This is a genomic window from Actinomadura roseirufa (assembly GCF_900659635.1).
In the GTDB taxonomy this organism is placed as follows: Bacteria; Actinomycetota; Actinomycetes; order Streptosporangiales; family Streptosporangiaceae; genus Spirillospora; species Spirillospora roseirufa.
Map to the genome: position 1 here is coordinate 1 of NZ_CAACVB010000126.1, position 22,758 is coordinate 22,758.

General features: G+C 71.5%; 23 protein-coding genes and 1 riboswitch. Of the genes, 6 read left to right on the plus strand and 17 right to left on the minus strand.

Annotated elements, in window-relative coordinates; translation table 11 throughout:
• Positions 1–591 precede the first annotated feature (591 nt).
• From E1291_RS24435 to E1291_RS24470, 8 genes are all read right to left on the minus strand, one after another.
• Positions 592–939 (minus strand): hypothetical protein, encoded by a 348-nt coding sequence (locus E1291_RS24435; RefSeq protein ID WP_131740318.1) that lies wholly within the window; start codon positions 937–939, stop codon positions 592–594.
• 71 nt (positions 940–1,010) lie between these two features.
• The gene (locus E1291_RS24440) at positions 1,011–1,601 is read right to left on the minus strand and encodes a phospholipid scramblase-related protein (protein WP_131740319.1); all 591 of its coding nucleotides are present in this window, start codon (positions 1,599–1,601) and stop codon (positions 1,011–1,013) included.
• 512 nt (positions 1,602–2,113) lie between these two features.
• On the minus strand, positions 2,114–2,377 hold the full coding sequence (locus tag E1291_RS24445; protein ID WP_131740320.1) for a hypothetical protein: 264 nt from the start codon (positions 2,375–2,377) through the stop codon (positions 2,114–2,116).
• Between the two features lie 257 nt (positions 2,378–2,634).
• Entirely contained in the window at positions 2,635–4,263 is a 1,629-nt protein-coding gene (gene groL, locus E1291_RS24450) for a chaperonin GroEL (RefSeq protein ID WP_131740321.1), read from the minus strand.
• 330 nt (positions 4,264–4,593) lie between these two features.
• Complete coding sequence (locus E1291_RS24455) at positions 4,594–5,460, minus strand: LLM class flavin-dependent oxidoreductase (RefSeq protein WP_131740322.1); 867 nt, start codon at positions 5,458–5,460, stop codon at positions 4,594–4,596.
• A 407-nt stretch (positions 5,461–5,867) separates the two neighbouring features.
• Positions 5,868–6,146 carry a MoaD/ThiS family protein gene (locus E1291_RS24460; RefSeq protein ID WP_131740323.1) on the minus strand — a complete coding sequence of 93 codons (279 nt, stop codon included), beginning with the start codon at positions 6,144–6,146 and terminating at the stop codon, positions 5,868–5,870.
• Positions 6,147–6,172: 26 nt separating this feature from the next.
• Entirely contained in the window at positions 6,173–7,417 is a 1,245-nt protein-coding gene (gene thrC, locus E1291_RS24465; protein WP_131740324.1) for a threonine synthase, read from the minus strand.
• A 16-nt stretch (positions 7,418–7,433) separates the two neighbouring features.
• Positions 7,434–7,575, minus strand: a riboswitch (SAM riboswitch).
• A gap of 141 nt (positions 7,576–7,716) precedes the next feature.
• Positions 7,717–8,658, minus strand: a complete 942-nt coding sequence (locus E1291_RS24470; protein WP_131740325.1) for a cation diffusion facilitator family transporter — start codon at positions 8,656–8,658, stop codon at positions 7,717–7,719.
• A gap of 133 nt (positions 8,659–8,791) precedes the next feature.
• Between E1291_RS24470 and E1291_RS24475 the strand changes: the two genes are divergently transcribed.
• Positions 8,792–10,312 carry an alpha,alpha-trehalose-phosphate synthase (UDP-forming) gene (locus tag E1291_RS24475; RefSeq protein ID WP_131740326.1) on the plus strand — a complete coding sequence of 507 codons (1,521 nt, stop codon included), beginning with the start codon at positions 8,792–8,794 and terminating at the stop codon, positions 10,310–10,312.
• A gap of 135 nt (positions 10,313–10,447) precedes the next feature.
• Here the strand turns inward: E1291_RS24475 and E1291_RS24480 are convergent, their stop codons facing one another.
• Both E1291_RS24480 and E1291_RS24485 read right to left on the minus strand, forming a co-directional pair.
• Positions 10,448–11,473 carry a sulfotransferase family protein gene (locus tag E1291_RS24480; protein ID WP_131740327.1) on the minus strand — a complete coding sequence of 342 codons (1,026 nt, stop codon included), beginning with the start codon at positions 11,471–11,473 and terminating at the stop codon, positions 10,448–10,450.
• Positions 11,474–11,573: 100 nt separating this feature from the next.
• A complete protein-coding gene (locus tag E1291_RS24485) occupies positions 11,574–12,125 on the minus strand; it encodes an RNA polymerase sigma factor (RefSeq protein WP_131740328.1) in 552 nt (183 codons plus the stop codon).
• A gap of 11 nt (positions 12,126–12,136) precedes the next feature.
• Between E1291_RS24485 and E1291_RS24490 the strand changes: the two genes are divergently transcribed.
• The gene (locus E1291_RS24490; RefSeq protein WP_242614349.1) at positions 12,137–14,377 is read left to right on the plus strand and encodes a serine/threonine-protein kinase; all 2,241 of its coding nucleotides are present in this window, start codon (positions 12,137–12,139) and stop codon (positions 14,375–14,377) included.
• Between the two features lie 431 nt (positions 14,378–14,808).
• On the opposite strand, the gene E1291_RS45205 is transcribed toward E1291_RS24490, so the two are convergent.
• The 3 genes from E1291_RS45205 to E1291_RS24505 are packed head-to-tail and all read right to left on the minus strand — an operon-like array spanning position 14,809 to position 15,886.
• Positions 14,809–14,940 carry a DUF397 domain-containing protein gene (locus tag E1291_RS45205; RefSeq protein WP_207400914.1) on the minus strand — a complete coding sequence of 44 codons (132 nt, stop codon included), beginning with the start codon at positions 14,938–14,940 and terminating at the stop codon, positions 14,809–14,811.
• Positions 14,937–15,119, minus strand: a complete 183-nt coding sequence (locus E1291_RS24500) for a DUF397 domain-containing protein (protein ID WP_131740330.1) — start codon at positions 15,117–15,119, stop codon at positions 14,937–14,939. The genes E1291_RS45205 and E1291_RS24500 overlap by 4 nt, the downstream gene beginning before the upstream one ends.
• Positions 15,116–15,886, minus strand: coding sequence for a helix-turn-helix domain-containing protein (locus E1291_RS24505; protein ID WP_131740331.1), 771 nt, complete (start codon positions 15,884–15,886; stop codon positions 15,116–15,118). The genes E1291_RS24500 and E1291_RS24505 overlap by 4 nt, the downstream gene beginning before the upstream one ends.
• Before the next feature lie 280 nt (positions 15,887–16,166).
• Between E1291_RS24505 and E1291_RS24510 the strand changes: the two genes are divergently transcribed.
• The 3 genes from E1291_RS24510 (at position 16,167) to E1291_RS24520 (ending at position 17,700) form a co-directional block, all read left to right on the plus strand.
• A complete protein-coding gene (locus E1291_RS24510; protein WP_131740332.1) occupies positions 16,167–16,529 on the plus strand; it encodes a hypothetical protein in 363 nt (120 codons plus the stop codon).
• Between the two features lie 79 nt (positions 16,530–16,608).
• The gene (locus tag E1291_RS24515) at positions 16,609–16,839 is read left to right on the plus strand and encodes a hypothetical protein (RefSeq protein ID WP_131740333.1); all 231 of its coding nucleotides are present in this window, start codon (positions 16,609–16,611) and stop codon (positions 16,837–16,839) included.
• A 282-nt stretch (positions 16,840–17,121) separates the two neighbouring features.
• Positions 17,122–17,700: a PadR family transcriptional regulator gene (locus E1291_RS24520; RefSeq protein ID WP_131740334.1), complete on the plus strand. Its 579-nt coding sequence runs from the start codon at positions 17,122–17,124 to the stop codon at positions 17,698–17,700.
• A gap of 21 nt (positions 17,701–17,721) precedes the next feature.
• Here E1291_RS24520 and otsB read toward each other — a convergent pair whose 3' ends face one another.
• Complete coding sequence (otsB, locus tag E1291_RS24525; RefSeq protein WP_131740335.1) at positions 17,722–18,522, minus strand: trehalose-phosphatase; 801 nt, start codon at positions 18,520–18,522, stop codon at positions 17,722–17,724.
• 38 nt (positions 18,523–18,560) lie between these two features.
• Positions 18,561–18,905, minus strand: a complete 345-nt coding sequence (locus tag E1291_RS24530; RefSeq protein ID WP_131740338.1) for a DUF3263 domain-containing protein — start codon at positions 18,903–18,905, stop codon at positions 18,561–18,563.
• A 370-nt stretch (positions 18,906–19,275) separates the two neighbouring features.
• Between E1291_RS24530 and E1291_RS24535 the strand changes: the two genes are divergently transcribed.
• On the plus strand, positions 19,276–19,887 hold the full coding sequence (locus E1291_RS24535; protein WP_131740336.1) for a MarR family winged helix-turn-helix transcriptional regulator: 612 nt from the start codon (positions 19,276–19,278) through the stop codon (positions 19,885–19,887).
• 7 nt (positions 19,888–19,894) lie between these two features.
• Here the strand turns inward: E1291_RS24535 and E1291_RS24540 are convergent, their stop codons facing one another.
• Together E1291_RS24540 and E1291_RS24545 are read right to left on the minus strand one after the other, a co-directional pair.
• Positions 19,895–20,197: an SHOCT domain-containing protein gene (locus tag E1291_RS24540; protein WP_207400913.1), complete on the minus strand. Its 303-nt coding sequence runs from the start codon at positions 20,195–20,197 to the stop codon at positions 19,895–19,897.
• 116 nt (positions 20,198–20,313) lie between these two features.
• A partial coding sequence (locus E1291_RS24545; protein WP_131740337.1) for a S8 family peptidase occupies positions 20,314–22,758 on the minus strand: 2,445 nt, incomplete at its 5' end.

Consider the following 22,758-nt stretch of genomic DNA (forward strand, 5'->3'; position numbering starts at 1 on the left):
CGATGGCCACGGGGCGATCCGGCCGAACAAACCGGCCAGATCGATAAAGGCACTGGCTTTTAACACGCTGTTGAGTTCTCAAGAAACGGACACCCACCGTGCTGGACTCGCTTTCGCGTTTCCCGCCCCGGGGCGACTCTTTTACTTTATCAGATCCGTCCGGGCTGTCAATTTCCCGGTCTTTTCCGATACACCCTTCCGGTCCGCTTGCGCGGCCCTTCCGGGCGGTGAAGCCATTTCATCAGATCAGGCTCGATTGTCAAAATCGGACCTTTTCCGATCCCATCACGGCACGGCGGGCACGGCAAAGCCGTGTCGGCTGAGTCGAGAGTGGGTTCCCCGCCGGGCCGGCCGCCTGTCGGCGTCCGCATCCCCGTGGGGCGAAGTGAACAGTATGCCCATGAGGTGTCGGCGTCAAACCGGCTCGCGCGTTTTTCTGGACCCGGCGCCGTCGCCGCCGGCGGTCGGTCCTGGCCATCACCCGCACTACCTCGGCTTTTGTCCGGATCGCGGGTTTCGAAGAGCGCGCTCCGGCGGGTCGCGACGTTCGGAAACTCGTCGGCCGAGCGGCTCCTCCGGGCCCGTCCGGCGTCAGGGTTGCGCCAGGTAGCCACCGATGAACAGGACTCCTTCGGCGAAGACCCAGCCGAAGGCCGCCACGGTGAGGAGCGTGTCCAGCCGTCCGGCGTTGTGCCTGATGGACGGCAGGGCCCAGGCGATCACGGCGGCGACGGTCGCCAGGGCGGCCACGGGAGCGGAGAACAGGATCGCGTGGTCGAGGTCGGCGGCGCATCCGGGGTCGCGGGCTTCGCCGGCTTCGCAGAAGGCGGCGTCGCCCCAGCCGCCGAAGGTCGAGAAGGCCCAGAGGACGGCCAGGACGCAGTTCGCGATCGTCGGAACGACCGGTGAGATCCACCAGCCGTCCGAGCGTCCTGGCATGGCCTGCACGATCGGACGGTACCTCGCCGTCCGGGACGCGGAAAGCCCCCGGCCGGGACGGGCGACCGGCGTCAGGTGATGTCCTTCGACTCGTGCAGGTTCAGGTCCATCGCGATCGCGGTCATGGCGGCCATCGTCCGCAGCGGCTCCGGGACGGGATCGTGGATCTCCACGGTGTACTTGTCCGCCGTGGTCAGGAGGTGCGTGGCCAGCCCCGCCCACTTCTTGCGGACGTGCGCCACCTTCGTGCCCTTGCGGTCCACGACCTCGAAGTTGTTGCGCGGCAGGTCCACCCCCACCGTGCCGATGACACCGGCGTCGGCGTCGTGCACGAGGTAACGACGTCCTATCCGCTCGGTGACAAAGGATCCGATCGCCTCGCCGTCGGGCCGGCGGACCTCGGTGAGCGCCCTGCCCTGCAGCTTGTCGACGACGAGCAGCGGTTCCCCGTCGGGGGTGGTGAGCAGGACGGCGCGCGCGTCGAGGTCCGACTTGCCGGGGAAGACGGTCCGCAGCGTCTCGGCACGGCCCTTCTCGTTCGTCTCCCCGGCGATGGCGAGGACCGTTCCGTCGCCGTCGAGCACCTTGTAGCGCGACTTGGCGTACGGACCCCTGCGCGGTTGTTCGACTTTGAGCACCGAGGAGCTGAAGACTTCGGTCACGGTTCTCCCGTCTCATCGGCCGCCGGGCGGCCGCTCCGGATCCACTTGTGGGCGCGCGCGTCATCCGGCGCGACGCACCGCCAAGCGGCGATCCTGCCAAGCCCTGCCGGTCGACGGAAAGACCCTCGCGGTGCCCTCTCCACACTCTCGTCTTTACAGAGACGCCTGACCTGCGAGACGTGTCACAGGTATCCCAGGACGGACAGCAACTTCTGTCCAGCGGGGTGCCACCGCCACCCGCGTACCCGTCCAGGCCACCTTTCGTAGAGCGCCCTGGACGACGCCGACCGCCACGACATCCCGCTCTCTCAGGCCGGCTGCCCCGCTTCTCGACGAGCCGTCGGCGACCTGATCCCGCCGGGCTCACCCGTGCGGGTCTTGACGACGGGTGATGGCCGCGCACGGTCGAGGGAGTCAAGCCCAGGGGAGACCAAGCGGAGCCGGTCGCCGCGCACCGGCCCCACGCCCCATGGGCGCACGACAGGCCGACGCTTCGTCCGGCGGTGACGGGTTCAGGGCATCGCGTTCGTGGGCGAGTCCAGCCAGATGCGCTGCCCGTCAGAGGTCACGGTGACTCCGAGCCGGGTCGGTTCCGGCTTGCCGGCCGCTTCCCACCGTTCCTCCGCCTCCTCTACTCCGCGGGCGCTCACCTGCTGGGAGCGCAACGGCATGAAAGGCGAAGGGCCGACACAACGCCCTCGCGCCGTCCCGTCGTCCTGGACCCTGAGGGCGACGACCTCCACGGGGAGGGCGGGGTCGGGCTCGACCCGGGTCACGACCGGAGCGTCGGCTCCGACCTGCTCGCGCCACCGTCCCGGAGCGCCGCAGCGGCACCAGCCGGCCCAGCTCGTCGCGCACGAAGATCTGCTCCGGAATGAACGGCTCCCGAGCGACCGCCGCGACGGCCTCACGAGCGTTCACTGCTTGCCCGTCCCGTTGCACAGAGCGCACGGCCTCCACACGGCAAAGAGGGGCGGTTCCCGGAGGAACCACCCCTCTCAAGCGCACGAGACCGTGCGGCTCATGGACGCGATCAGAAGTCCATGCCGCCGGCGTCGGGCATGCCGCCCGCCGGAGCCGGGTTCTTCTCGGGCTTCTCGGCGATGACGGCCTCGGTGGTCAGGAACAGCGCGGCGATCGACGAGGCGTTCTGCAGCGCGGACCGGGTCACCTTGGCCGGGTCGAGGATGCCCGACTCGAACATGTTGACGTAGTCGCCGGTGGCGGCGTTCAGGCCCTCGCCCGGGGTGAGCGAGCGGACCTTCTCCACCACGACGCCGCCCTCGAGGCCGGCGTTCACGGCGATCTGCTTCAGCGGCTCCTCCAGAGCGCGCTTGACGATGTTGGCACCGGTGGCCTCGTCGCCGGCGAGCTCCAGCTTGTCGAACGCCTTGGTGCCGGCCTGCAGCAGCGCGACGCCACCACCGGGGACGATGCCCTCCTCGACCGCGGCCTTGGCGTTGCGGACGGCGTCCTCGATGCGGTGCTTGCGCTCCTTGAGCTCCACCTCGGTCGCGGCACCGGCCTTGATGACCGCGACACCACCGGCGAGCTTGGCCAGGCGCTCCTGGAGCTTCTCGCGGTCGTAGTCGGAGTCGGTGTTGTCGATCTCGGTGCGGATCTGGTTGACCCGGCCCGCGATCTCGTTGGCGTCGCCGGCGCCGTCCACGATCGTGGTCTCGTCCTTGGCGATGACGATCTTGCGCGCCCGGCCGAGCATGTCGATCGAGGTGTTCTCGAGCTTCAGGCCGACGTCCTCGCTGATGACCTGGCCGCCGGTGAGGACGGCGATGTCGTTCAGCATGGCCTTGCGGCGGTCGCCGAAGCCCGGGGCCTTCACGGCCACCGACTTGAAGATGCCGCGGATCTTGTTGACGATCAGCGTGGCCAGGGCCTCCGCCTCGACGTCCTCCGCGATGATCAGCAGGGCCTTGCCGGACTGCATGACGCCCTCGAGGACGGGCAGCAGGTCCTTGTTGGCCGACACCTTGCCCTGAACGATCAGGATGTACGGGTCCTCGAGGACCGCCTCCATCCGCTCGGGGTCGGTCACGAAGTAGTGCGAGATGTAGCCCTTGTCGAAGCGCATGCCCTCGGTGAGCTCGAGCTCCAGACCGAAGGTCTGGCTCTCCTCGACCGTGATCACGCCTTCCTTGCCGACCTTGTCCATCGCCTCGGCGATCATCTCGCCGATCTGCGGGTCGCCGGCGGAGATGGAGGCCGTCGAAGCGATCTGCTCCTTGGTCTCCACGTCCTTGGCGAGCTTGGACAGCTCCTCGCTCACCCGCTCGACCGCGGCCTCGATGCCCCGCTTGAGGGACATCGGGTTCGCGCCGGCCGCCACGTTCCGCAGACCCTCGCGCACCAGCGCCTGGGCCAGCACGGTCGCCGTGGTGGTGCCGTCACCGGCGACGTCGTCGGTCTTCTTCGCGACCTCCTTGACGAGCTCCGCCCCGATCTTCTCCCACGGGTCCTCGAGCTCGATCTCCTTGGCGATCGACACACCGTCGTTGGTGATCGTGGGGGCGCCCCACTTCTTCTCCAACACGACGTTGCGGCCCTTGGGGCCAAGGGTCACCTTCACGGCGTCAGCGAGCTGGTTCATGCCGCGCTCGAGACCGCGACGGGCCTCCTCGTCGAACGCGATCATCTTTGCAGCCATAGGCTCCAGTCCTCCCGGAACAAGGTGGCTTAAAAGGATCGAGCCGACGCCCGCGACGGACGGCCCCGCCCCGGCGACTGCCATTCCGTCGCCGGACTAGGGCCTCATCGCCCCGACCCAGACTGTGAAGCTGTCACTCTCCACAGTAGAGTGCCAACCGTTTGTTTAGCACTCTACCCTGCCGAGTGCAAGCGATGCGCATCGCCACCAGGGGAAGTTCGATCTACCTGGCCAGACCCGGCCTCACCTGCGCCGGAAACCGTCCGAGTGGCCGTCTGACGTGCGCCTGCCCGGCGTCGCGGCGCCGGGCGGTGCCCGGTGATCGTGCCGTCAGATGGCCGGTGGTCCTTGTTCGATGCGGGCGAGCATCGGCGAGAGACGGTGGAGGTCGTCGATGTCCATGCGTTGCCGCTCGTCCCACCAGGTGGCGCCCGCGTCGAGCAACGGCCCGAGCACGTCCCGCGCCCGGCCCGGCTCCGTGGGGCTCACACCGCCGACGACAATCTCGAAGGGGTGTCCGGCGGGCCGGTCTCCCAGCGCGTCCCGCTGCCCGCGCACGTAGGCGACGAGGTCGCGCACCTCCTCGACCGGCGGGGCGTGCCCGTGCAAGGCGGAGGTGAACAGCGGCACCGCCCCGTCGAACCGGGCCCCACGCCGCATCGGCGGGCGGCGCGGCCAGAACCCGGCGACCCAAATCGGCGGACGCGGCCGCTGCACGGTCGCGGGGAGCAGCGCGGCGTCCTCGGCCTGATAATGACGTCCCTGGTAGGTCACCGGTTCCCCGGTCCAGTACCGCTCCATCAGGTCGAGCCCCTCGTCCAGGCGCTCGGCGAGGACGCGCTGGTCGGTGGGCTCCCCGAAGCTCGTGAAGTCGTCGCGATCCCCCAGCCCGACGCCGAGGATCACCCGGCCGGCGCTCAGCGCGTCCAGCGTGGCGACCTGGCGGGCGAGTTGCTGCGGCCGCCGCCGGGCGACGGGCGTGACCAGGGTGCCCAGCCTGATCCGGTCGGTGGCCAGCGCCGCCGCCGTCAGGAGCATCCACGGATCGCCGAAGGGAAGCCGACGATGATCATGTGTCAGGTGGTCCCAGACGAACAGCGCGTCCCACCCCGCCTGCTCCGCGGCCACGGCCACCGCCGCCACCGTCCGAGCATCGGCGAAGTCCCCGAAGTTCGGAATGTTGATCGATGAGCGCATCCCCGCATGGTGCGCTCTTTCAGTGTGCAAGGCAACCCATTAGGTTCCGGATCGCGCACGAATCGGTTCTCGATTCCGGCGCGGCGAAATCAGCTGAGCGGGCCAGTCTGCACTCATGGTGGCGGGGAGGGTATAAGCCCAGGTCACCGGAGCTGTCCGCCGCACGACCGCCTTCGGGGGATGCGGACTGGGGGCGCGGGTCGTGGGCTGCACCAACAGGAACTCGACGGTCGCCGCGTAAACGTCGTCCACCGGATTGTTGGTCGCGGTCTTGATGCGCGAGTTCTCGTCCATAGGGGCCGAGCGCGCTCTTTTGGCGGTCGATTCAATTCGTCGCGACGGGGTTATGCGCAAAGCGAGCGGGGGCCGGCCCCGTGAGGCCGGCCCCCGGAAGACGAACGGGCGGGTCAGCCGCCGGCGACCGCGGGGATGATCGAGATCTGCGTCCCGGCGGGCGTGGGGGTGTCCAGGCCCTCGGCGAAACGGACGTCCTCGTCACCCACGTAGACGTTGACGAACCGGCGGATCTTGCCGGCGTCGTCGAGGATGCGGGCGGAGATGCCGGCGTGGTTCGCCTCCAGGTCGGTGACGACCGCGCGCAGCGTGTCGCCCTCGGCCTTCACCTCCGCCTCGCCGCCGGTGTAGGTCCGCAGGATCGTCGGGATCCGCACAGACACGGTGCTCATGGGTGCTCCTTCTTTCTCGGCGACTGTCAGGCCAGGCCGGCGGCGCGGAACGCCTCCAGGGTCGGGGCGATGTTGGCGCTCGGCGCGACCACGGGGGCGACGGCGTCCAGCGTCTTCAGCCCGTCTCCGGAGTTGATGATCACGGTCTCCGCTCCCGGGTCGAGCCGGCCGTCCTCGACCAGTTTGCGCAGGGTCGCGACGGTGACGCCACCGGCGGTCTCACCGAAGATTCCCTCGGTGCGGGCCAGCAACCGGATGCCCTCGACGACCTGCTCGTCGGAGACGTCCTCGATGGCGCCGCCCGTGCGGCGGGCGATGTCGAGGACGTACGGGCCGTCGGCGGGGTTGCCGATGGCCAGCGACTTGGCGATCGTGTCGGGCTTCACCGGGCGGACGACGTCGTGCCCGGCCTTGAACGCGGCGGCGACGGGAGAGCAGCCGGTGGCCTGCGCGCCGAACACGCGGTAGGGCCGGTCCTCGACCAGGCCGAGCTTGATCAGCTCCTGGAAGGACTTGTCGATCTTGGTGAGCTGGGAGCCGGACGCGATCGGGACGACGATCTGGTCGGGCAGCCGCCAGCCGAGCTGCTCGGCGATCTCGTAGCCGAGCGTCTTGGAGCCCTCGGCGTAGTACGGCCGGACGTTGACGTTGACGAACGCCCAGTCCTCCTGCTCCCCGGCGATCTCCGAGGCGAGCCGGTTCACGTCGTCGTAGTTGCCGTCCACGGTGACGAACGTCCCGCCGTAGACCGCGGTCGTGATGATCTTCTGGGACTCCAGGTTGGACGGCACGAACACCGCGCTGCGGATCCCCGCGCGGGCCGCCGCGGCGGCGACCGCGTTGGCGAGGTTGCCGGTGGAGGGGCACGCCAGGACCTTGAAGCCGAGCTCGCGGGCCGCGGCCAGCGCGACGGCGACCACGCGGTCCTTGAAGGAGTGGGTCGGGTTGCCGCTGTCGTCCTTGACCCACAGCCGCTGGAGGCCGAGCGACTCGGCGAGGTTGTCGGCCCGGACGAGGCGGGTCAGGCCCGGCTCGATGTTGGGGGTGTCCGCCACGGTGGACGGGACGGGCAGCAGCCCGCGGTAGCGCCAGATGTTGCTCGGCCCGGCCTCGATGTCGGCGCGGGTGATCCCGCCGAAGTCGTAGGCGATCTCAAGGGGACCGAAACACTCTTCACAGACGTAGTGCGGGCCGAGTTCGCGCCGGTTGCCGCATTCGCGGCAGACGAGAGCGGTCGCGGGTCCGAGGTTGCCGGCAGGCGTGTATGCCATGAGGGCGAAGCCTTTCTCCCCATCTTCCCTGCGCCACCTTGGTCGCAGGCCGGAGTTGGCACCATCTCCCGGCCGGCCTCGCAGGATCGCGAGCGCTCGCTAACCGGGTGGTTGCCGGGGCTTCATCGGGCCGGTCCCTCCACCCCTCTGGATGAGCGGTATTCAGTTATACGCATACGGCCGCGCATGCGCGCAGCTCACGAGCCTTATCAGCTCGTATGCGTGACTTTACATGATCTGACCGGATGCCCGGCAAGGCGGGTCCCGGCGGAGGGGACGGTACCCGGGGGTGGTCTTGATCACGCGGGCTCGTCGGCGCGGGCGACGGTGCGCTGGGTGGGGTCCAGGAAGACGTGCCGGACGATCGGGACGCGCTCGCGCAGCCGCCGGTCGATGGCGCCGGCGACGTCCTCGGCCTCGTCCGCGCTGATGGTGTCGGAGAAGTGGACCTTGGCGGCGACGAGCAGTTCGTCGGGGCCGAAGTGCATGGTCAGCAGCTCGTCCACACCGGTGACGCCGGGGGCGGCGGCGATCTCGGCGCGGATCTCGCGCTGGGCGGCGGGGTCGGCGGCGCGGCCGATGAGCAGGCCCATGCTGTCGCGGCCGAGCGCGAAGGCGACGACGACGAGCAGCAGGCCGATGAGGACGGACGCGAGGCCGTCCCAGAACGCGGAGCCGGTGATCTCGCGCAGGGCGAGCCCGGCGGCGGCGATCGCGAGACCGATCATCGCGGCGGTGTCCTCGAACAGCGCGGCCTTGAACGTGACGTCGGGCGTGCGGCGGACGTGGTCGACGAGGTCGCGGCCGTTGTCGCGGGTCTCCTGGCGGGCCTGGTGGAAGGCGCGGATCCAGGAGGTCCCCTCCAGGATCGCGCCGAGGGCGAGGACGGCGTAGGCGAGCCAGACCTGGGTGCCCTCGCTGCTGTGGCCGGCGATGGTGAGGGCGCCCTCGAAGATCGAGAAGCCCGCCCCGGCGACGAAGATCCCGAACGCGGCGAGCAGCGACCAGAAATAGCGTTCGTTGCCGTAGCCGAAGGGGTGGCGCCGGTCGGGGGGCCGCGCGCTGCGGCGCAGGGAGGCGTACAGGAAACCCTGGTTGAGGGTGTCGGCCACGGAGTGCGCGCCTTCGGCGAGCATCGCGCTGGACCCGGCGAGGACGCCGGCGACCAGCTTGGTGATCGCGAGGATGAAATTCGCCGCACCCGCGACGAGGACGGTCTTCTTCGTCTCGGCCCTGCTCATCCGCGTCGCCTACCCTGAGCAAAACCCCTTAATCGCGGCACTTGTGGCAGGTCCGGCGCGCGGCGCGCTTCCGGCCGTCCCAATCACGCGGGGCACTTTGAACGGCCCCGGCCTCTGCTGAGACCCTGCCGGTATGAGCCAAGTGCTGGTGGCATCGAACCGGGGCCCGGTCTCCTTCTCCCTGTCCGAGGACGGCACGCTCGCCATGCGCAGGGGCGGGGGCGGGCTCGTGTCGGGCCTCGCCGGGGTCATCGGCGCGCCGCGGGATCCGGGGCCGCCGCGTCCCGTCGGGGCCGTCCACGCCGCGCACGGCGTCGCCGGGGACGGCGTGCCGGCGACCGCCCCGGACGCGCTGTGGGTGTGCGCGGGCCTGAGCGACGCGGACCGGACGGCGGCGCGCGGCGCCCCGGACGGGCGGCTCGACCTGGCCGGGTTCGACACGGGCGGCGCGGCGGTGCGCATGCTCGACATCCCCGCCGGGACGTTCCACCGCGCGTACAACGCCGTGGCCAACTCGACGCTGTGGTTCGTCCACCACCTGCTGTACGACACTCCGCGCAGCCCGCACTTCGACGCGCGGACGCGGCGCGACTGGCAGTCCTACGAGGCGTACAACGCCGCGTTCGCCGACGCCCTGGCCCGGGACGCCGCGTCGGGGGCGAAGGCGGCGATCCAGGACTATCACCTGTCCCTGGCCCCGCAGATGCTGCGCGAGCGGCGTCCCGATGTGAAGATCGTGCACTTCTCGCACACGCCGTGGGCTCCGCCGGAGTACTACGGGCTCCTCCCGGACGACATCGGCCAGCAGATCCTGCACGGCATCCTCGGCGCGGACCACGCGGGGTTCCTGACCGAGCGGTGGGCCGGTGCGTTCCTCGACTGTTGCGAGCGGCTGCTTCCGGGTGCGCGCGTGGACCGGGCGGCTAGGACGGTCACCTGCGGTGGGCACGTCACCCGCATCGGCGTGCACGCGCTCGGGGTGGACGCGGCGGCGCTGCGTGAGAGGGCCGCTGAGCAGGACGTCACGGAGCGGGCGCGCGCGCTGGCCGAGCAGGTGGGCGACCGTCAGCTCATCGTGCGAATCGACCGGACCGAGCTGTCGAAGAACATCGTCCGCGGGCTGGCCGCCTACCGCGAGCTGCTGGTGAACCATCCGGAGTGGCGCGGACGCGTCGTGCACCTGGCGTTCGCCTATCCGTCGCGCTACGACCTGGCCGAGTACCGCGACTACACGGCGGCGGTCGAGCGGACGGCCGCGCAGATCACCGCCGAGTTCGGTACCCCCGACTGGGACCCGCTGATCGTCCAGGTGAACGACGACTACCCGCGTTCCCTCGCCGCCTACGGCCTCGCGGACGTGCTGCTGGTCAACCCGATCCGGGACGGCATGAACCTCGTCGCGAAGGAGGGGCCCGTCCTGTCGCGGCGGGGCTGCGCGCTGGTGCTGTCCCGCGAGGCGGGCGCGGCGGCCGAGCTGGCCGGTGACGCGCTCGTCGTGAACCCCTACGACGTGTCGCAGACGTCGGAGGCGCTGCACCAGGCGCTGCTGATGCCCCGCGCCCGCCGCGCGGAACGCTGCGGCCGTCTCGCCGCCGCCGCGACCGCGCTCCCGCCGCAGCGCTGGTTCGCCGACCAGCTCGCCGCCCTCGACTGACCACACCACCCGAACGGCGCGAACGGCTCCGCGCAGACCACGCCGCGCCGCACCACGCGAACAGCGGCGCGCGAACCACCGAACCGGCCCGCAGAGACCGCGCCGCCGAGGCGGCCGGTCCGAGGCGGGGTGGGCTCAGGCGGGCGTGGGCGCGCTGTCGAGCGGCGTGAGGAGCGACTGGACGGGGCAGGGCTCGTGGCGGCGCTGCCAGCGCTCGCGGAGGTCGGCCTTGTGCTGGGCCATGCGGCGGTGCGCGCTCGTCCGGGTGAAGCGGGCGACCAGCGCGGCGGGCGGCTTGGGCAGGCCGCTCGGCTCGTACCCGTACTCGGCGAGCCGGTCGCCGAACGCGACCTCGGCCAGGCCGATCTCCCACGGTTCCAGCCGCTGCGCCCACGACCCGACGCGGCCGGCGGTCACCGGTGAGCAGAGCAGCCCGTCCCGCCCGCGCTGCCGCGGGACGGTCGCCAGCGCCATGCTCTGCGGCTGCGTCATCGCGGGCTCGAAGTCCTCGCCGAGGAACCCGCAGAGCCGGATCAGCTCGTCCGCCGGGTCGGCGACGAGCCGCTCGTACTGCAGCTCGTAGTAGGCGTCCGGGCCGAGCCGGCCGGCGAGCCGCCGGCCGATGTCGATCGTCTCCCGCCACGCGGACACCGCGTGGTGGAGGTCGTGCCGGTACCAGGGCATCTCCCGCAGCGACGCGACGCAGTCGCGGCCGTCCCGGACGAGGTGGACGAACTGCGCGTCCGGGAACATCCGCAGCAGCGAGCCCACATGCCGGGAGTAGCTCGGCCGTTTGTCGCCCCAGCGCGGCCGGTCGTGCCGCCGCGCGTAGGCGCGGAACACCAGGGCGAGGGCCGAGCCCAGCGACGGCGGCCCGGCCACGATCTCCGCCGCCGTCTCGGCGGGGTCCAGGCCGAGCGCCGTGAACTTCGTGGCCCGCTCCCCGGTGATCCACTCGGCGAGGGCGCGCCGGTTGCGCTCCACCCGCAGGTCGCCGAACTGGCACCGGCCCGTGTAGGCGGGCAGCAGGAACCTGGTCTGGGCGGGGACCGCGATGCGGCTGTGCGAATGCAGCATCAGCTGCAGCATCGTGGTCCCCGAGCGCGGGCAGCCGAACACGAAGATCGGGCGGTCGGGACGGGAGGCGAGGCCTAGAGACATGGACGGCATGCTCGCCGACGCACCACCGCCCGCACCCGCGACCTGGGCGCACGCTTGCCGGCCGATGACCGGTGTTTGACGCCCCGGCCGCCGGGACCGGTCAGGTGTAGGACTCGCCCAGGGTCTGGCGGACCTGCTTGCGCGCCTCGTGGATGCGGGACTTCACCGTGCCGAGCGGGAGCTTGAGCTGCTCGGCGATCTCGGCGTACTCCAGTTGCGAGACGTCCCGCAGGACGAGGGCCTGGATGAGGTCGGGCTTGCGGGCCTCAAGGCTCTCCATGGCATCGAGGATGTCGACGCGCGAGCCGGCGATGACGCTGGTGCGGCGCGGGTCGGGACGCTGCTGCGGCAGCTCGCCGGCCTGCTCGACCGAGCGGCGCTTCAGCGAGCGGTACGTCGAGCGCGCCGAGTTCGCGACGACGACGTGCAGCCACGTGCTGAACCGCGACCGTCCCTCGAAGCGGTGGATGTTCCGCGCGACCTGCAGCAGCGCGTCCTGGCACGCCTCCTCGGCGTCCTGCCGGCAGGGCAGGAACCGTGAACTGTGCCGCAGCACGTCCGGCTCGATCTTGCGAAGGAGCTCGTTCAGGGCGGACTGGTCGCCCTGGGCGGCCTTGACCGCCAGCTCCTCGGTCCTCTCATCGAATGCCATGCCGCGCCTCAATGCTCGTTCGCACACACACCCCGTTTGTTGGGCATGATACGGGAGTGTCCTTCCCACCATCAGTCGGCCGTTACCGAATCGACCGCGTCCTGGGTTCCGGGGCGTTCGCGTCTGTGTGGCTCGGGCACGACGACGCACTCGAGTCCCAGGTCGCCATCAAAGTGCTGTCCGGAAGCCTCATCGACGACCTGGACGTGCGCAACCGCTTTCTGGAGGAGGCCCGGATCCTGCGCCGCGCCGACTCCGAGCGGCTCGTCCGGGTTCACGACATAGGCGAGCTTCCGGATGGCCGGCCCTATTTCGTCATGTCGTACGCGGACCGCGGCACGCTCGCGGACCGGATGCGTGAGCGGCCACTTCCGGTCAGCGAGGCCCTCGTGCTGGCGGAGGAGATCGCCTACGGCGTCGAGGTGATCAACACGCTCGGCGTGATCCACCGGGATCTCAAGCCGTCCAACGTGCTCTTCCAGTCGACGCCGGACGGCGGCGAGAAGCTCCTCATCGCCGACCTCGGTCTGGCCAAGGCGCTCGCGCACGCGTCCGGGGCGTTCACCCTGCCCGTCGGGACGCCCGGGTACATGTCCCCCGAGCAGGCCCGGTTCGGCGGCGGTCTGGACGTCCGCGCCGACGTGTACGGGCTGGGCGCGCTGACCTACCACATGCTCACCGGGCGGGCCCCCGGCCCGGCGCCGGTCAAGAACCCGCCGAGCGAGCTGCGCGAGGGCCTGCCCCCCGCCTCCGACCAGGTCATCCTGCGCGCACTGGAGGTGGAGCGGGAGAAGCGCTGGCCGACGGCCGAGGCGTTCGCCGAGGCGCTGTCCACGCTGCGGCCGACGTCGATGCCCGGCGCCGTCCCGCCCGGGTACGGTCCCGGCCGGGGACGCTCGCGCGCTCCGGGCCCGGCGGCTCCGCAGCCGCTGATCGAGCCGGACGCGACCATCCAGGACTACTACCGCGACGGCACGTCCGCCCAGGGCGGTGGGGCCCAGGGCGGGGCCGCGCAGGGTCCCGGGTACGGGCCTCCCGCCGGCGGCGCGCCCGACATGCGGACGCGGTTCGACCAGCCCGCCGGCGGCGAGGACGACGTCCACACGTCGGAGATGCGCGTCCCGCCCAGATCCCCGCAGGGCGGTGAGCAACCGGAGACCGTGGTGGACCATCCGGGCGCGTTCCAGGGGGCCGATCCGCACACGGCCCCCGACGACGACCGCACGACGGCGATGCCGCAGCAGTATCCGGGGCACGCGGAGCCGCCGGGGAGCGGGGGCAAGACGGCGGTGTTCCCGCCTCCGCCGCCTCCCCAGGGCGGCGGCGGGCCGCCGCAGAACGCGCCCCGGCCCCAGGGCCCGCACGGGCCGCCGCAAGGTCCGCCGGGGCCGGGCGGCCCGGGAGCCCCCGGTGGTCCGGGCGGGCCGCAGGGGCAGCCGCCCTACGGCCCCGGTCAGCCGCTTCCGCCCACGGGTTTCCAGGCTCCACCGCCCGGCCAGGGTCCGGGCGGTCAGCAGCAGGGCGGCCCGCCACAGGGCGGCGGCCAGGCCGGTGGGACGGGCGGGTCCGGCGGCCTGCTCGGCCGGCTCAAGGGGGCCGGCGGCGGCGCGGGCGGGCCCGGCGGCGGCACGCCGAAGAAGTTCGTCACACCGCTGATCATCACCGCGGTCGTGCTGGTGCTCGCGCTCGTCGGCGGGCTCGCCCTCGGGACGCTGTTCTCCGGCGGCGGCAAGGACGGCGGCGGCGGGGACGGCGGCAAGACCCCGGCCGTCCCGAAGGACTTCGTGGAGATCGCCGACACCTCCGGCAAGATCAAGGCGGCGGTGCCGAAGGTGTGGCCGAAGGCGGGCGACCCGACGTGGACCCCGTCGGCGGTCCGGCTGAGCGACGCCCAGCCGCGCCCCGTGCTGCGCGCGACCCCGGCCATCGCCACGTTCCTCGGCGACGGGAAGGGCCCCGGCGTGTTCGTCGGGCTGACCACCGACGTGCGGCAGGGGCAGTTGCCGCCGCCGAACGCCGCGATCCACTCGACGTGCACCAAGGCGGCGCCGGAGAACTACACCAGCCCCGACAAGTCCCTCACCGGGACCATCACGCGGTTCACCGCGTGCAAGACCGGGACGCCCTCGGTGACCGAGGTCGGACTCACCGACAAGTCCGGCAAGTTCGGGCTGTGGATCCGGGTCAAGGAGGTCGACGGCCGGGTCGCCACCAAGGACATCCTCGACCACCTGAAGGTCACGGGTCCCTGACCCACCGTCCGTCCGCCCCGGCGGGCCGCACCGCGGCCCGCCGGGCGCACCGGCGAGGTCCGCCGGCTCAGCGTGCAGCGCGGCGAGCCGGGTCGTCCGGCTCGCCTCGGACGACGGCGCACCCCATCAAGGACGTACCGCGCCCAGCCGCCGCAGTCCCGGCCGGGAGTCCTCCCGGGCGCAGCGGGATCTAAATAGAGGACTACGTCAAGGCCCGCAAGATCGCCGAAGAGAACGGCGTGAAATGGTCCTACAAGGGCCGTCTGTGAGACGTGCGCGGGAATCCGAACTGACGACCCGCGCCGACAACGGCACCACCACCGCACGGCGCGCGAGGCAACGGGCAGAACAGACGATGCGAACCGCCCGTGAACGGCTCGACCAGGCCACCCCGACCCCGAAGCCGTGAACGCGCGAACGGGCCGGGGGGCCTATAGGTCGTGTGAGCCTGCGCGGATCTCTCCGACGAATGCCTTGAACTCCGCACGGCTGACACCCAGCACGGGGCCGTCAGGGTCCTTGGAGTCCCGCGCAGCGACTACGAGGGGGCAGGGACGTTCTATAGGTCGTAATCGCCTTGCCGGATGGCTTCAAACAAGGCCGCCATCTCAGCGACGGTAAACGCCTGCTTCGGTCCGTCCGGGTCAGTGCTGTCCCTGGTCGCCACACCATTCACGACCCGGGCCAGTTCGACACAGTTTTCTCCGTTGGAAGTGCTTTGACTGGACTTCCGCCATTTCATTTTGCAGACCACCTGTCTTCAATCGTCCTGCGTATCAGGTCAATGGAGGCTTCTTGCGAGAGCGCCGCCGCTCCCGCCTCTCCCCAAAATCGCCAAAGCTCTGCTATGTCCGACGGGCGCTCGGTAATGCGACCCTTTAGCGCACTGTCCAGATAGGCCACTTGCTTTCCACTGTCGAGTGTGGCCAGCACAAAAGACAGAGTGAACCGCTTGATGTCCGCGGAGAACGGAACCACCCTTACAATTTGGTCCCTGCTAGCGATCAAACGACCTAGTTGTTCGGCCATGATCTCGGCAGCGCCTACCTTGCGATACAGAATGCTCTCATCTATAAGAGCCTCAAAGAACGGCGGAACGTCGTGCTCGAATATTCCTTGCCTGTCTCGTCGTTCCTCCGCTTTCACCGCCGGGAGGATCGTCCGGGCGTACTCCGGGGTTTGAAGTAGTCCGGGAACGACTCGCGTTTCGTACGTTAATAGTGTGGTTGATTCCTCTTCAACGCGCCGCCACTCGAACCATTCGGGAGAGATCTCTCGCTGGACCCACTTGAGGTCACGCCCTAGATACCCGTTAGTGCCCAGTTTGTTCTCTATGCGCTCGATGTCGTCCACGTGGGGCGTTCTCTTGCCGTTGATCCAATTGCTCACGGTCGAGGGGACCACGTTGAGCACTTCCGCTAGTTCCCTGCCCGTCATCCCGGCTGCGTCGAGTGCATGAGCGAGCTCGTTACCCCAGATCTCTTGAGCGGTCTCACGCTTTGGCGCCATCAGAGGTTCACATCCTTAGCGTGAATGCTGATCAGGGTTGACAGGTTGGGCGGCCTCGTGCTTCGTCTACCGATCATAATCTTCTGGCTTCACCCTGGGAACAGCAAAGTCGCAGGCAGATCAGGATTTCGGGTGAGATGGACATGACGGACATGTGCGCTCGTGGAGTTTCGTGGGTCTCGCGCGTCGTCCCTGATGCTGACCGCGCCCCGAATGCAAGCGGCCCCGGACGCGGTGACTCAACCACCGGCCGGGGCCTGACCGAAAGCGAGGTTCGGCTGTGGGCAAGGGTAACGAAGCGGACGGAGCGGGCACGAGTGAACGCCCGGACGATGTCGAGCACCCGGACGCCTACTCGCGACTCGGCGCGCTGATGACCCGGCTTCACGTCTACGGGCTGGAGACGGTTCTTCAGCGGCGCAAGCTGATCGTCATCAACCCGAAGGCGCCGGGCTGCTGTGACTACGTCCCGCGCCTCGCCGACACGATCACGTGCAAGCCGCGCGAGGACGACGGCGGGCGGTTGTGGTTCGTGACGTCGTGGGGTGAGCCGATCGCCGAGGCGAACCACATCGTCGACGCGGCCCTGACCGTCGCGACGACGCTCGGTGCGGCGACGTCCGAGAGCGGCGCCGGTGAGTGAGTCCGAGCGTGGACGCGGGGGGACGGGTAAAGCGGCAGAGCCCCCCGCGTCCGCTTCACCGGCCGAGCGTCTCGACGAGGTGGCGACCCTGCTGACGCGGCGGTTCTCCGGTGTCTACGCCACCCGTCCGGGCGGTGGGAGCGTGCTGTACCTGATCCGCTCCGGCGCCGGACCGCGGTACGTCCTGTGGTCGCGGTGCCGTTCGGCCTACGTCTGGTACGGCGAGCCCGACCATGGAGAGCAGATCAGCGCGACCGCCGAGCAGGCGGCCGAGGTGATCGGCGTGGCACTGAACCTGCCCCGCGCGTAGGCGCAGCGCGAGCCGTCCAGACCGGCGCGGCGGTGCGGGCGACCCTGCCCCCGAGGTCCCGCACCGTCGCGCCTTCCAGTAGGCGGCGGGGGTCGGCTCTGCGGATCCATCCCAGTGAGTGGCAGGTGCGTCCATGGAGGGTTGACAACACCGAGGCGTCCAGTGCCGTCCACAGACGGGTGGGCGCGAATCCAGCGGCTCCCCATGCTCCTAAGGTTGCATCGCGAACAGTCTCCGATATATCGTTAATGCATCGCAATTGATACACGTAAGGAGACAGCGATGCGTGACCACACCGGAAGAAGGCACCGGCACACCGAGGAGCGCGGACGCCGCGGCGACCCGTTCGGCGCGTGGGGCCCCGGACCGGGCTTCGGGCCCGGCCGGGGCGGACGCGGCGGCGGACGCGGGCGCCGCACCCGGCGCGGCAACGTCAGGGCCGCCCTGATCGCCCTGCTCGCCGAGCGCGCCATGCACGGCTACGAGATGATCCAGGAACTGGACGGCCGCACCGGCGGCGTCTGGCGGCCGAGCCCCGGCTCGGTCTACCCGACCCTCCAGATGCTGGAGGACGAGGGCCTGGTCAGCAGCCGGGAGGACGGCGGCAAGCGGCTGTTCTCCCTCACCGACACCGGCCGCGCCGAGGCGTCGGCGCAGAAGACCGCCCCGTGGGAGGAGGTCACCGAGGCCGCCGGCGAGAACGCCCTGCGCGGCCGCGAGGTCATCGGCCAGCTCATCGTCGCCCTGCAGCAGGTCATGGCCGTCGGCAGCGAAACGCAGAAGGCGCGCGCGCTGGAGGTCGTCAACGACGCCCGCCGCCGCCTCTACGGCATCCTCGCCGACGACCCCGAAGCCGAATGAACCCCGGCCGGGTTCGCGGGGTCAGGAGTCCGGCAGGAGGGCGCCGAGGAACTCCACGACGCCCTCGGGGCCGTCCACGATGAGGTCCGCGCGCTCGGCGAGCGCGGTGACCTCGGCGGAGCCGCTGCACACCGTCACACCCGGGACGCCCTCGGCGCGCAGCTCCTCGACGGCGCCGAACGCGGCGAGGTCGCCCAGGTCGTCGCCCGCGAACAAAACCGCGGACGGGCGGGCGGAGCGGCCCGCGACGAACGAGCGGAGCGCGCGCCCCTTGTCCATGCCGGGCGGCCGCAGTTCGAGGACGAGCCGTCCCGGCTCCACGACGAGGCCCGTGCGCTCGGCGAGCGCGGCGAGGATGCCGCGCAGCCGTTCGAGCGCCACCTCAGGCTCGGCGCAGCGCCGCGTGTGCACGGCGAGCGCCTGCCCCTTGTCCTCGACGAACGTCTCGGGCGGGGCGCCCGCGGCCGCCAGCACGCCCGGCAGCTTCGCGCGGGCCGCGGCCACGCCGGGCGGCGGCTCGGGCACGGTCAGCTCGCCGGACTCCCAGCGTTCCAGACCGTACTGGCCGAGCACCACCAGCCCGTCGATGCCGCCGAAGCCGCCGTACTCCACGGCCAGCGCCGCGGGACGGCCGGTGATGACCACCACGGCGGCCGTCCGCGCGGCCAGCCGGGCCAGCGCGGGCGCCGCGCCGGGATGGGCGCGCGCCGCGGCCGGATCGGGCACGATCGGCGCCAGCGTGCCGTCGAAGTCGAAACCGAGCACGGCGCCGGCGGGGTCGGCGCGGATCGCGGCCAGTCCGTCGGCGCCGGCGGGTGTCACTGAGCGGGGAGAGTTCACGCCGCCCAGTCTTCGTCATCTCAGGGCCGGATGCCGAGCCGCCGCGCGGCGCGCCGGCGCTGCCGCTGTGACCGCACCCGGCGCAGGCGCTTGACCAGCATCGGGTCGCACTCCAGCGCCTCGGGCCGGTCGATCAGGATGTTGAGGAGCTGGTAGTACCGCGTCGCCGACATGTCGAACAGCTCGCGGATGGCCTGTTCCTTGGCTCCGGCGTACTTCCACCACTGCCGCTCGAAGGCGAGGATCTGGCGGTCGCGCTCGGAGAGGGGGCCGGGGGGAAAGGCGTCGTCGTCGAGGCCGCCGGGCGGCGGTCCTGCGGTCACGGGGTCGCCCGTGAGGGGGTCGGGGGCCGAGCCGTCGTCCATGCTTCCGTCCTGCTGGGGGCCGTCGCCGGGGACGTTCGCCGCACGCATGGGGGTCCCCTTCGTGGTTACTGATCCCGGGTCGTCCGGGTTCGGCAGGGTGCCATGCTACGCGTCCGCGCCGACAAGTTCCCGCGGTTCGCGGGGAACGCCGCCACCGCGCGGACCGGTCCTCTCAGTGCACCACATCCCCCTTCACCTGCGGCTCTTTCCGCGCCTCGTGTCCCGCCGAGAGCGCCCGCCCCAGCCGCCACCGACGTCCCGGACGGCGGGTCAGAAAAATATGCACACTACATTCGTTAGGGTGGGAAACGCCTCATCGAAGTGCGCCGCCGCGATCCGGGACGGCGGGCAGGCGAACGGGAGACCTGGCATGGCGACGGAGCCCTCCGCCACCGAACGCGCCACCCCGCGGGACACCGGCCCGTCCGGAAACGGCCTCGGCGATCCGGTCCTGTCCGACATCGGCACGGCCCTGTTCCACCTCCGCCGGGTCTGGGCCGGGCCCGACCTCATGAAGCACATCCGCGCCCAGACCTCCGGCGGGCCGGACGGCAGACCGCTCCAGATCTCCAACCTGATGGTGGTCAACGCCGTCTCCGCGCTGACCGCCATGGGCGACGACGCGAACGGCGGGGCCGCCTTCGAGGTCACCGTCGGGGCGGTCGCGGAACGGCTGGAGGTCGACCCGTCCACCGCGAGCCGGCTGGTCGGGCACGCCATCGACGCGGGCCTGGTGTCGCGCCGCCCCTCCCCCGTGGACGCGCGCCGCGCCAACCTCGGGCTGACCGAGGCGGGCCGGCGCGTCAAGCGGGTCGCCGACCGGTTCCGCCGCGCCTACCTCGACGAGCTGATGGCCGGCTGGCCGGACGAGGAGCGGGCGACGTTCGCCCGCCTGCTCACCCGCTTCGCCGACGCCGCCGTCCGGGTGCCCATGGACCCGGACGGCATCGGCAGGATCTTCGAGGAGGCCGGCGCGGAGTAGGCGCGGGTCAGCCGCCGTTGCGCAGCGCCGACATGCGCATCAGGTACTCGTCCTCGTCGATCTCGCCGCGCGCGAACCGCTCGGCGAGGATCGACTGCGCCTTGGCCAGCGGGCCGGACTCCGCCGGCGCCGCGGTCGCCGCCGCCGCACGGCCCCCCGCCAGCCTGCGGCGGACGAGGTAGAAGCCCGTCCCCAGGACGGCCAGCCAGAACAGCCCGAACGTGATCGGGAAGACCGGCCAGAAGGCGGGCGGGTCGCCGCCGTCGTTCCAGCCCCCCGGGTGCATCTGCGTCGCCAGCGTCATCATCATGATCCATCGACCCCTTCTGTGCGGATGAGTCGATGCTCGGCGACGGGTTCGGGGGTCGTCATCGTACGGCCGGAGGCACCCGCGCTACGCCCGGTGGAGTAGCGGGACGCTCCCCGTCACCACCAGGGCGGCCGCTGGTCCTCGTCATCGGCGGGCCCCGGGCGCCGGGAGTGCCGCCCGCGCTCCCCGTCCGCCGGACCGGACGGCGGCGCGGGCGGGCCGGCCGGCCCCTCCTGCGGCCCCGCACCGGCCTCCGGCGCCCCGGTGCCGTCGAGGGGACGGCGCTTGAACCACTCCCAGGTCCCGTCGTCGAACGCCTCCGGCTCAACGGCCGGCGGCGCACCGGTCCCACTCAGATCCGAGGCGGCCCCGTTCAACCGGTCACCGCCCCACCCACCCCCGAAGTCGTGTCCATTGAGCGGAGCATGCCCGCCACCCGACTCGCGACCGTTGAACGCCTCGCGACCGTTGAGCGGGAGATGACCACTACCCGAATCATGACCGTTGAGCGGAGCGTGGCCGTTAAGCGGGGCGGGGCCGCTGCCTGGGTCGTGGCCGTTGAGCGGGGCGTGGCCGTTACGTGGGTCTCGGCCGTTGAGGGGGTTGTGGCTTTCGGTCTCCTCGGGCTCCCAGTCGCCCCACGGATCGTTCCGGTACACCGCTCGGCCGTTGCGCGGGCCGTGTCCGCCCGGCGAGAAGTGGCCGCCCGCCTCGTCCTCGCCGTGCGGCTCCTCCTCGCCACCCAGGCCGTAGCCGTTATGCGGCTCGTGTCCGTTGCGCGGGACGTACCCGGGCCCCGGTTCCTGCCCACCACGAAAGTCATGACCGTTGAACACGTCGCGACCATTGTGGGGCGCCTGCTCACCACCCACGTCGTGCCCGTTACGCAGACCCTCCCCATTTCGCGGCTCATGCCCGCCGTTCAAGCCGCCGCCGTTCAGGCCGTGGCCGTGGCGGAGATCATGGCCGTTGCGCGGGCGGTGGCCGTTGGGCGGCTGTCCGTGTTCGCCGTTCAGGGCGGTGCCGTTGCCGTGGACGTGCCGGACCGGGGCGCCGCTCGGGCCGGTCATCTGGAACTCGCTCGGGACGAACGGCCGCAACTCCGACGTGGCCATGATCCGCGGCCTGCGGGGCGGAGCGTCTCCGGCGTTCTCATGGCGGGACGGGTACGGCTCCGGCTCGTACTCCCGCGCGGACGGTTCCGGGAAGGGCGGAGGGTCGTCGTCCCATGCTCCGGGGGCGGGCGCGGGGTCGTTGGTGGGGAGCGCCTCGTTGCTCTGCCAGACCGGCGCGCCCATGGGCGCGGCGTACTCCCCGGTCGTCGTGGAGGTCACCGGGCCGGCGAAGGACGGGGGCACGGCGGTGGACGGCGCGTCGTAGGGCAGGCCGTACTCGGGGACGACGCCGTCCGGTTCCTCCTCCGGGCGGCGCCGCTGCCGCCAGCCGAGCACGAGGCCGAGGACGACGAGCAGGCCACCGCCGCCGAGGACGGCCGGGAGCAGCGGGCCCGAGCCCCGCTCCGGGGTGGCGGCGGGCTGCTCGGGGGTCGCGGACGGCGCGGGCTTGCGGACCGGGCCGTGCGCGCTCTCGTTGAGCTTGGACGCGGCGGCGAGCGCGCGCGGCGCGTCCACGGAACCGGCGCAGGCCGTGGTGCCGGACGGGTGCCCGGGACGCGCGGCCGAGCCCCGCACGAGCGCCTGGTGGACGGCCTCGGGGGCCAGCCGCGGGTAGCGGGCGCGGATGAGCGCGGCGACGCCCGCGACCATGGCCGACGAGGCGCTGGTGCCCGTCCCGACGACGTACCCGTCGCTGGCGTCGGCGCTGACGATGTCGACGCCCGGCGCGCAGACGGACGTGCGGGAGCGGCGGTTGCTGTCCTTCCACAGGCGCAGGTCGCGGTCCAGCGCACCGACGGCGATCACGCCCGGATAGGCGGCGGGGAAGTTCTTGCGGTTGGCGCCGGAGCCGTCGTTGCCCGCCGAGGCGATCAGCACGACGTTCTTGCCGAGCGCGTACCGGATCGCGGCGGCCTGGGTGGGCGTGCCCTCGTAGTGCTGGCGGCCGCCGCCGAGCGACATGTTGATGATCGTGGCGCCGTGGTCGACGGCGTAGCGGATGCCGAGGGCGACGGCGTCACGGTCGCCGCCCGCCGCCGTGCCGTTGCCGCGCCGCAGCGGATCGTCGTTCTCCAGCGTGACACGGACCGACAGGACGCGGCTCAGCGGGGCCACCCCCATCATGCCCTCGGCGAGCCCGGGTCCGTGGCCGTGACCGGCGATGATGCTGGCCATGGACGTGCCGTGCAGGCCCCAGTAGCGGCCGCCGGGGCGCCGTCCGCCGCCGGTGAGGTCGGTGCCGGTGACGACGCGGCGGGTGAGGTCGGGGTGGTCGCCGTCGACGCCGGTGTCGAGGACGGCGACGGTCACGCCGGATCCGCGCGAGTACCGCCAGGCCCGCTGGGCGCGCAGCACGCCGAGATGCCATTCGCGGGCGCGGATCTGGTCGGTCGGCGCGCCGAGCATCGCGCCCGCCGCGGCGCCGCGGACGGGCCGCTCGCCCCG

Excerpts from the sequence above, each read along its gene's own strand:
- E1291_RS24490 (WP_242614349.1), top strand. The coding sequence starts at position 12,137 with ATGCTCGTTCGCACACACACCCCGTTTGTTGGGCATGATACGGGAGTG.
- E1291_RS24520 (WP_131740334.1), top strand. The coding sequence starts at position 17,122 with ATGCGTGACCACACCGGAAGAAGGCACCGGCACACCGAGGAGCGCGGA.
- E1291_RS24540 (WP_207400913.1), bottom strand. The coding sequence starts at position 20,197 with ATGATGATGACGCTGGCGACGCAGATGCACCCGGGGGGCTGGAACGAC.
- E1291_RS24455 (WP_131740322.1), bottom strand. The coding sequence starts at position 5,460 with ATGCGCTCATCGATCAACATTCCGAACTTCGGGGACTTCGCCGATGCT.
- E1291_RS24505 (WP_131740331.1), bottom strand. The coding sequence starts at position 15,886 with ATGGCGCCAAAGCGTGAGACCGCTCAAGAGATCTGGGGTAACGAGCTC.
- E1291_RS24435 (WP_131740318.1), bottom strand. The coding sequence starts at position 939 with ATGCCAGGACGCTCGGACGGCTGGTGGATCTCACCGGTCGTTCCGACG.
- E1291_RS24500 (WP_131740330.1), bottom strand. The coding sequence starts at position 15,119 with ATGAAATGGCGGAAGTCCAGTCAAAGCACTTCCAACGGAGAAAACTGT.
- E1291_RS24535 (WP_131740336.1), top strand. The coding sequence starts at position 19,276 with ATGGCGACGGAGCCCTCCGCCACCGAACGCGCCACCCCGCGGGACACC.
- groL (WP_131740321.1), bottom strand. The coding sequence starts at position 4,263 with ATGGCTGCAAAGATGATCGCGTTCGACGAGGAGGCCCGTCGCGGTCTC.
- E1291_RS24485 (WP_131740328.1), bottom strand. The coding sequence starts at position 12,125 with ATGGCATTCGATGAGAGGACCGAGGAGCTGGCGGTCAAGGCCGCCCAG.
- E1291_RS24480 (WP_131740327.1), bottom strand. The coding sequence starts at position 11,473 with ATGTCTCTAGGCCTCGCCTCCCGTCCCGACCGCCCGATCTTCGTGTTC.
- E1291_RS24530 (WP_131740338.1), bottom strand. The coding sequence starts at position 18,905 with ATGGACGACGGCTCGGCCCCCGACCCCCTCACGGGCGACCCCGTGACC.
- E1291_RS24460 (WP_131740323.1), bottom strand. The coding sequence starts at position 6,146 with ATGAGCACCGTGTCTGTGCGGATCCCGACGATCCTGCGGACCTACACC.
- E1291_RS24470 (WP_131740325.1), bottom strand. The coding sequence starts at position 8,658 with ATGAGCAGGGCCGAGACGAAGAAGACCGTCCTCGTCGCGGGTGCGGCG.
- thrC (WP_131740324.1), bottom strand. The coding sequence starts at position 7,417 with ATGGCATACACGCCTGCCGGCAACCTCGGACCCGCGACCGCTCTCGTC.
- E1291_RS24475 (WP_131740326.1), top strand. The coding sequence starts at position 8,792 with ATGAGCCAAGTGCTGGTGGCATCGAACCGGGGCCCGGTCTCCTTCTCC.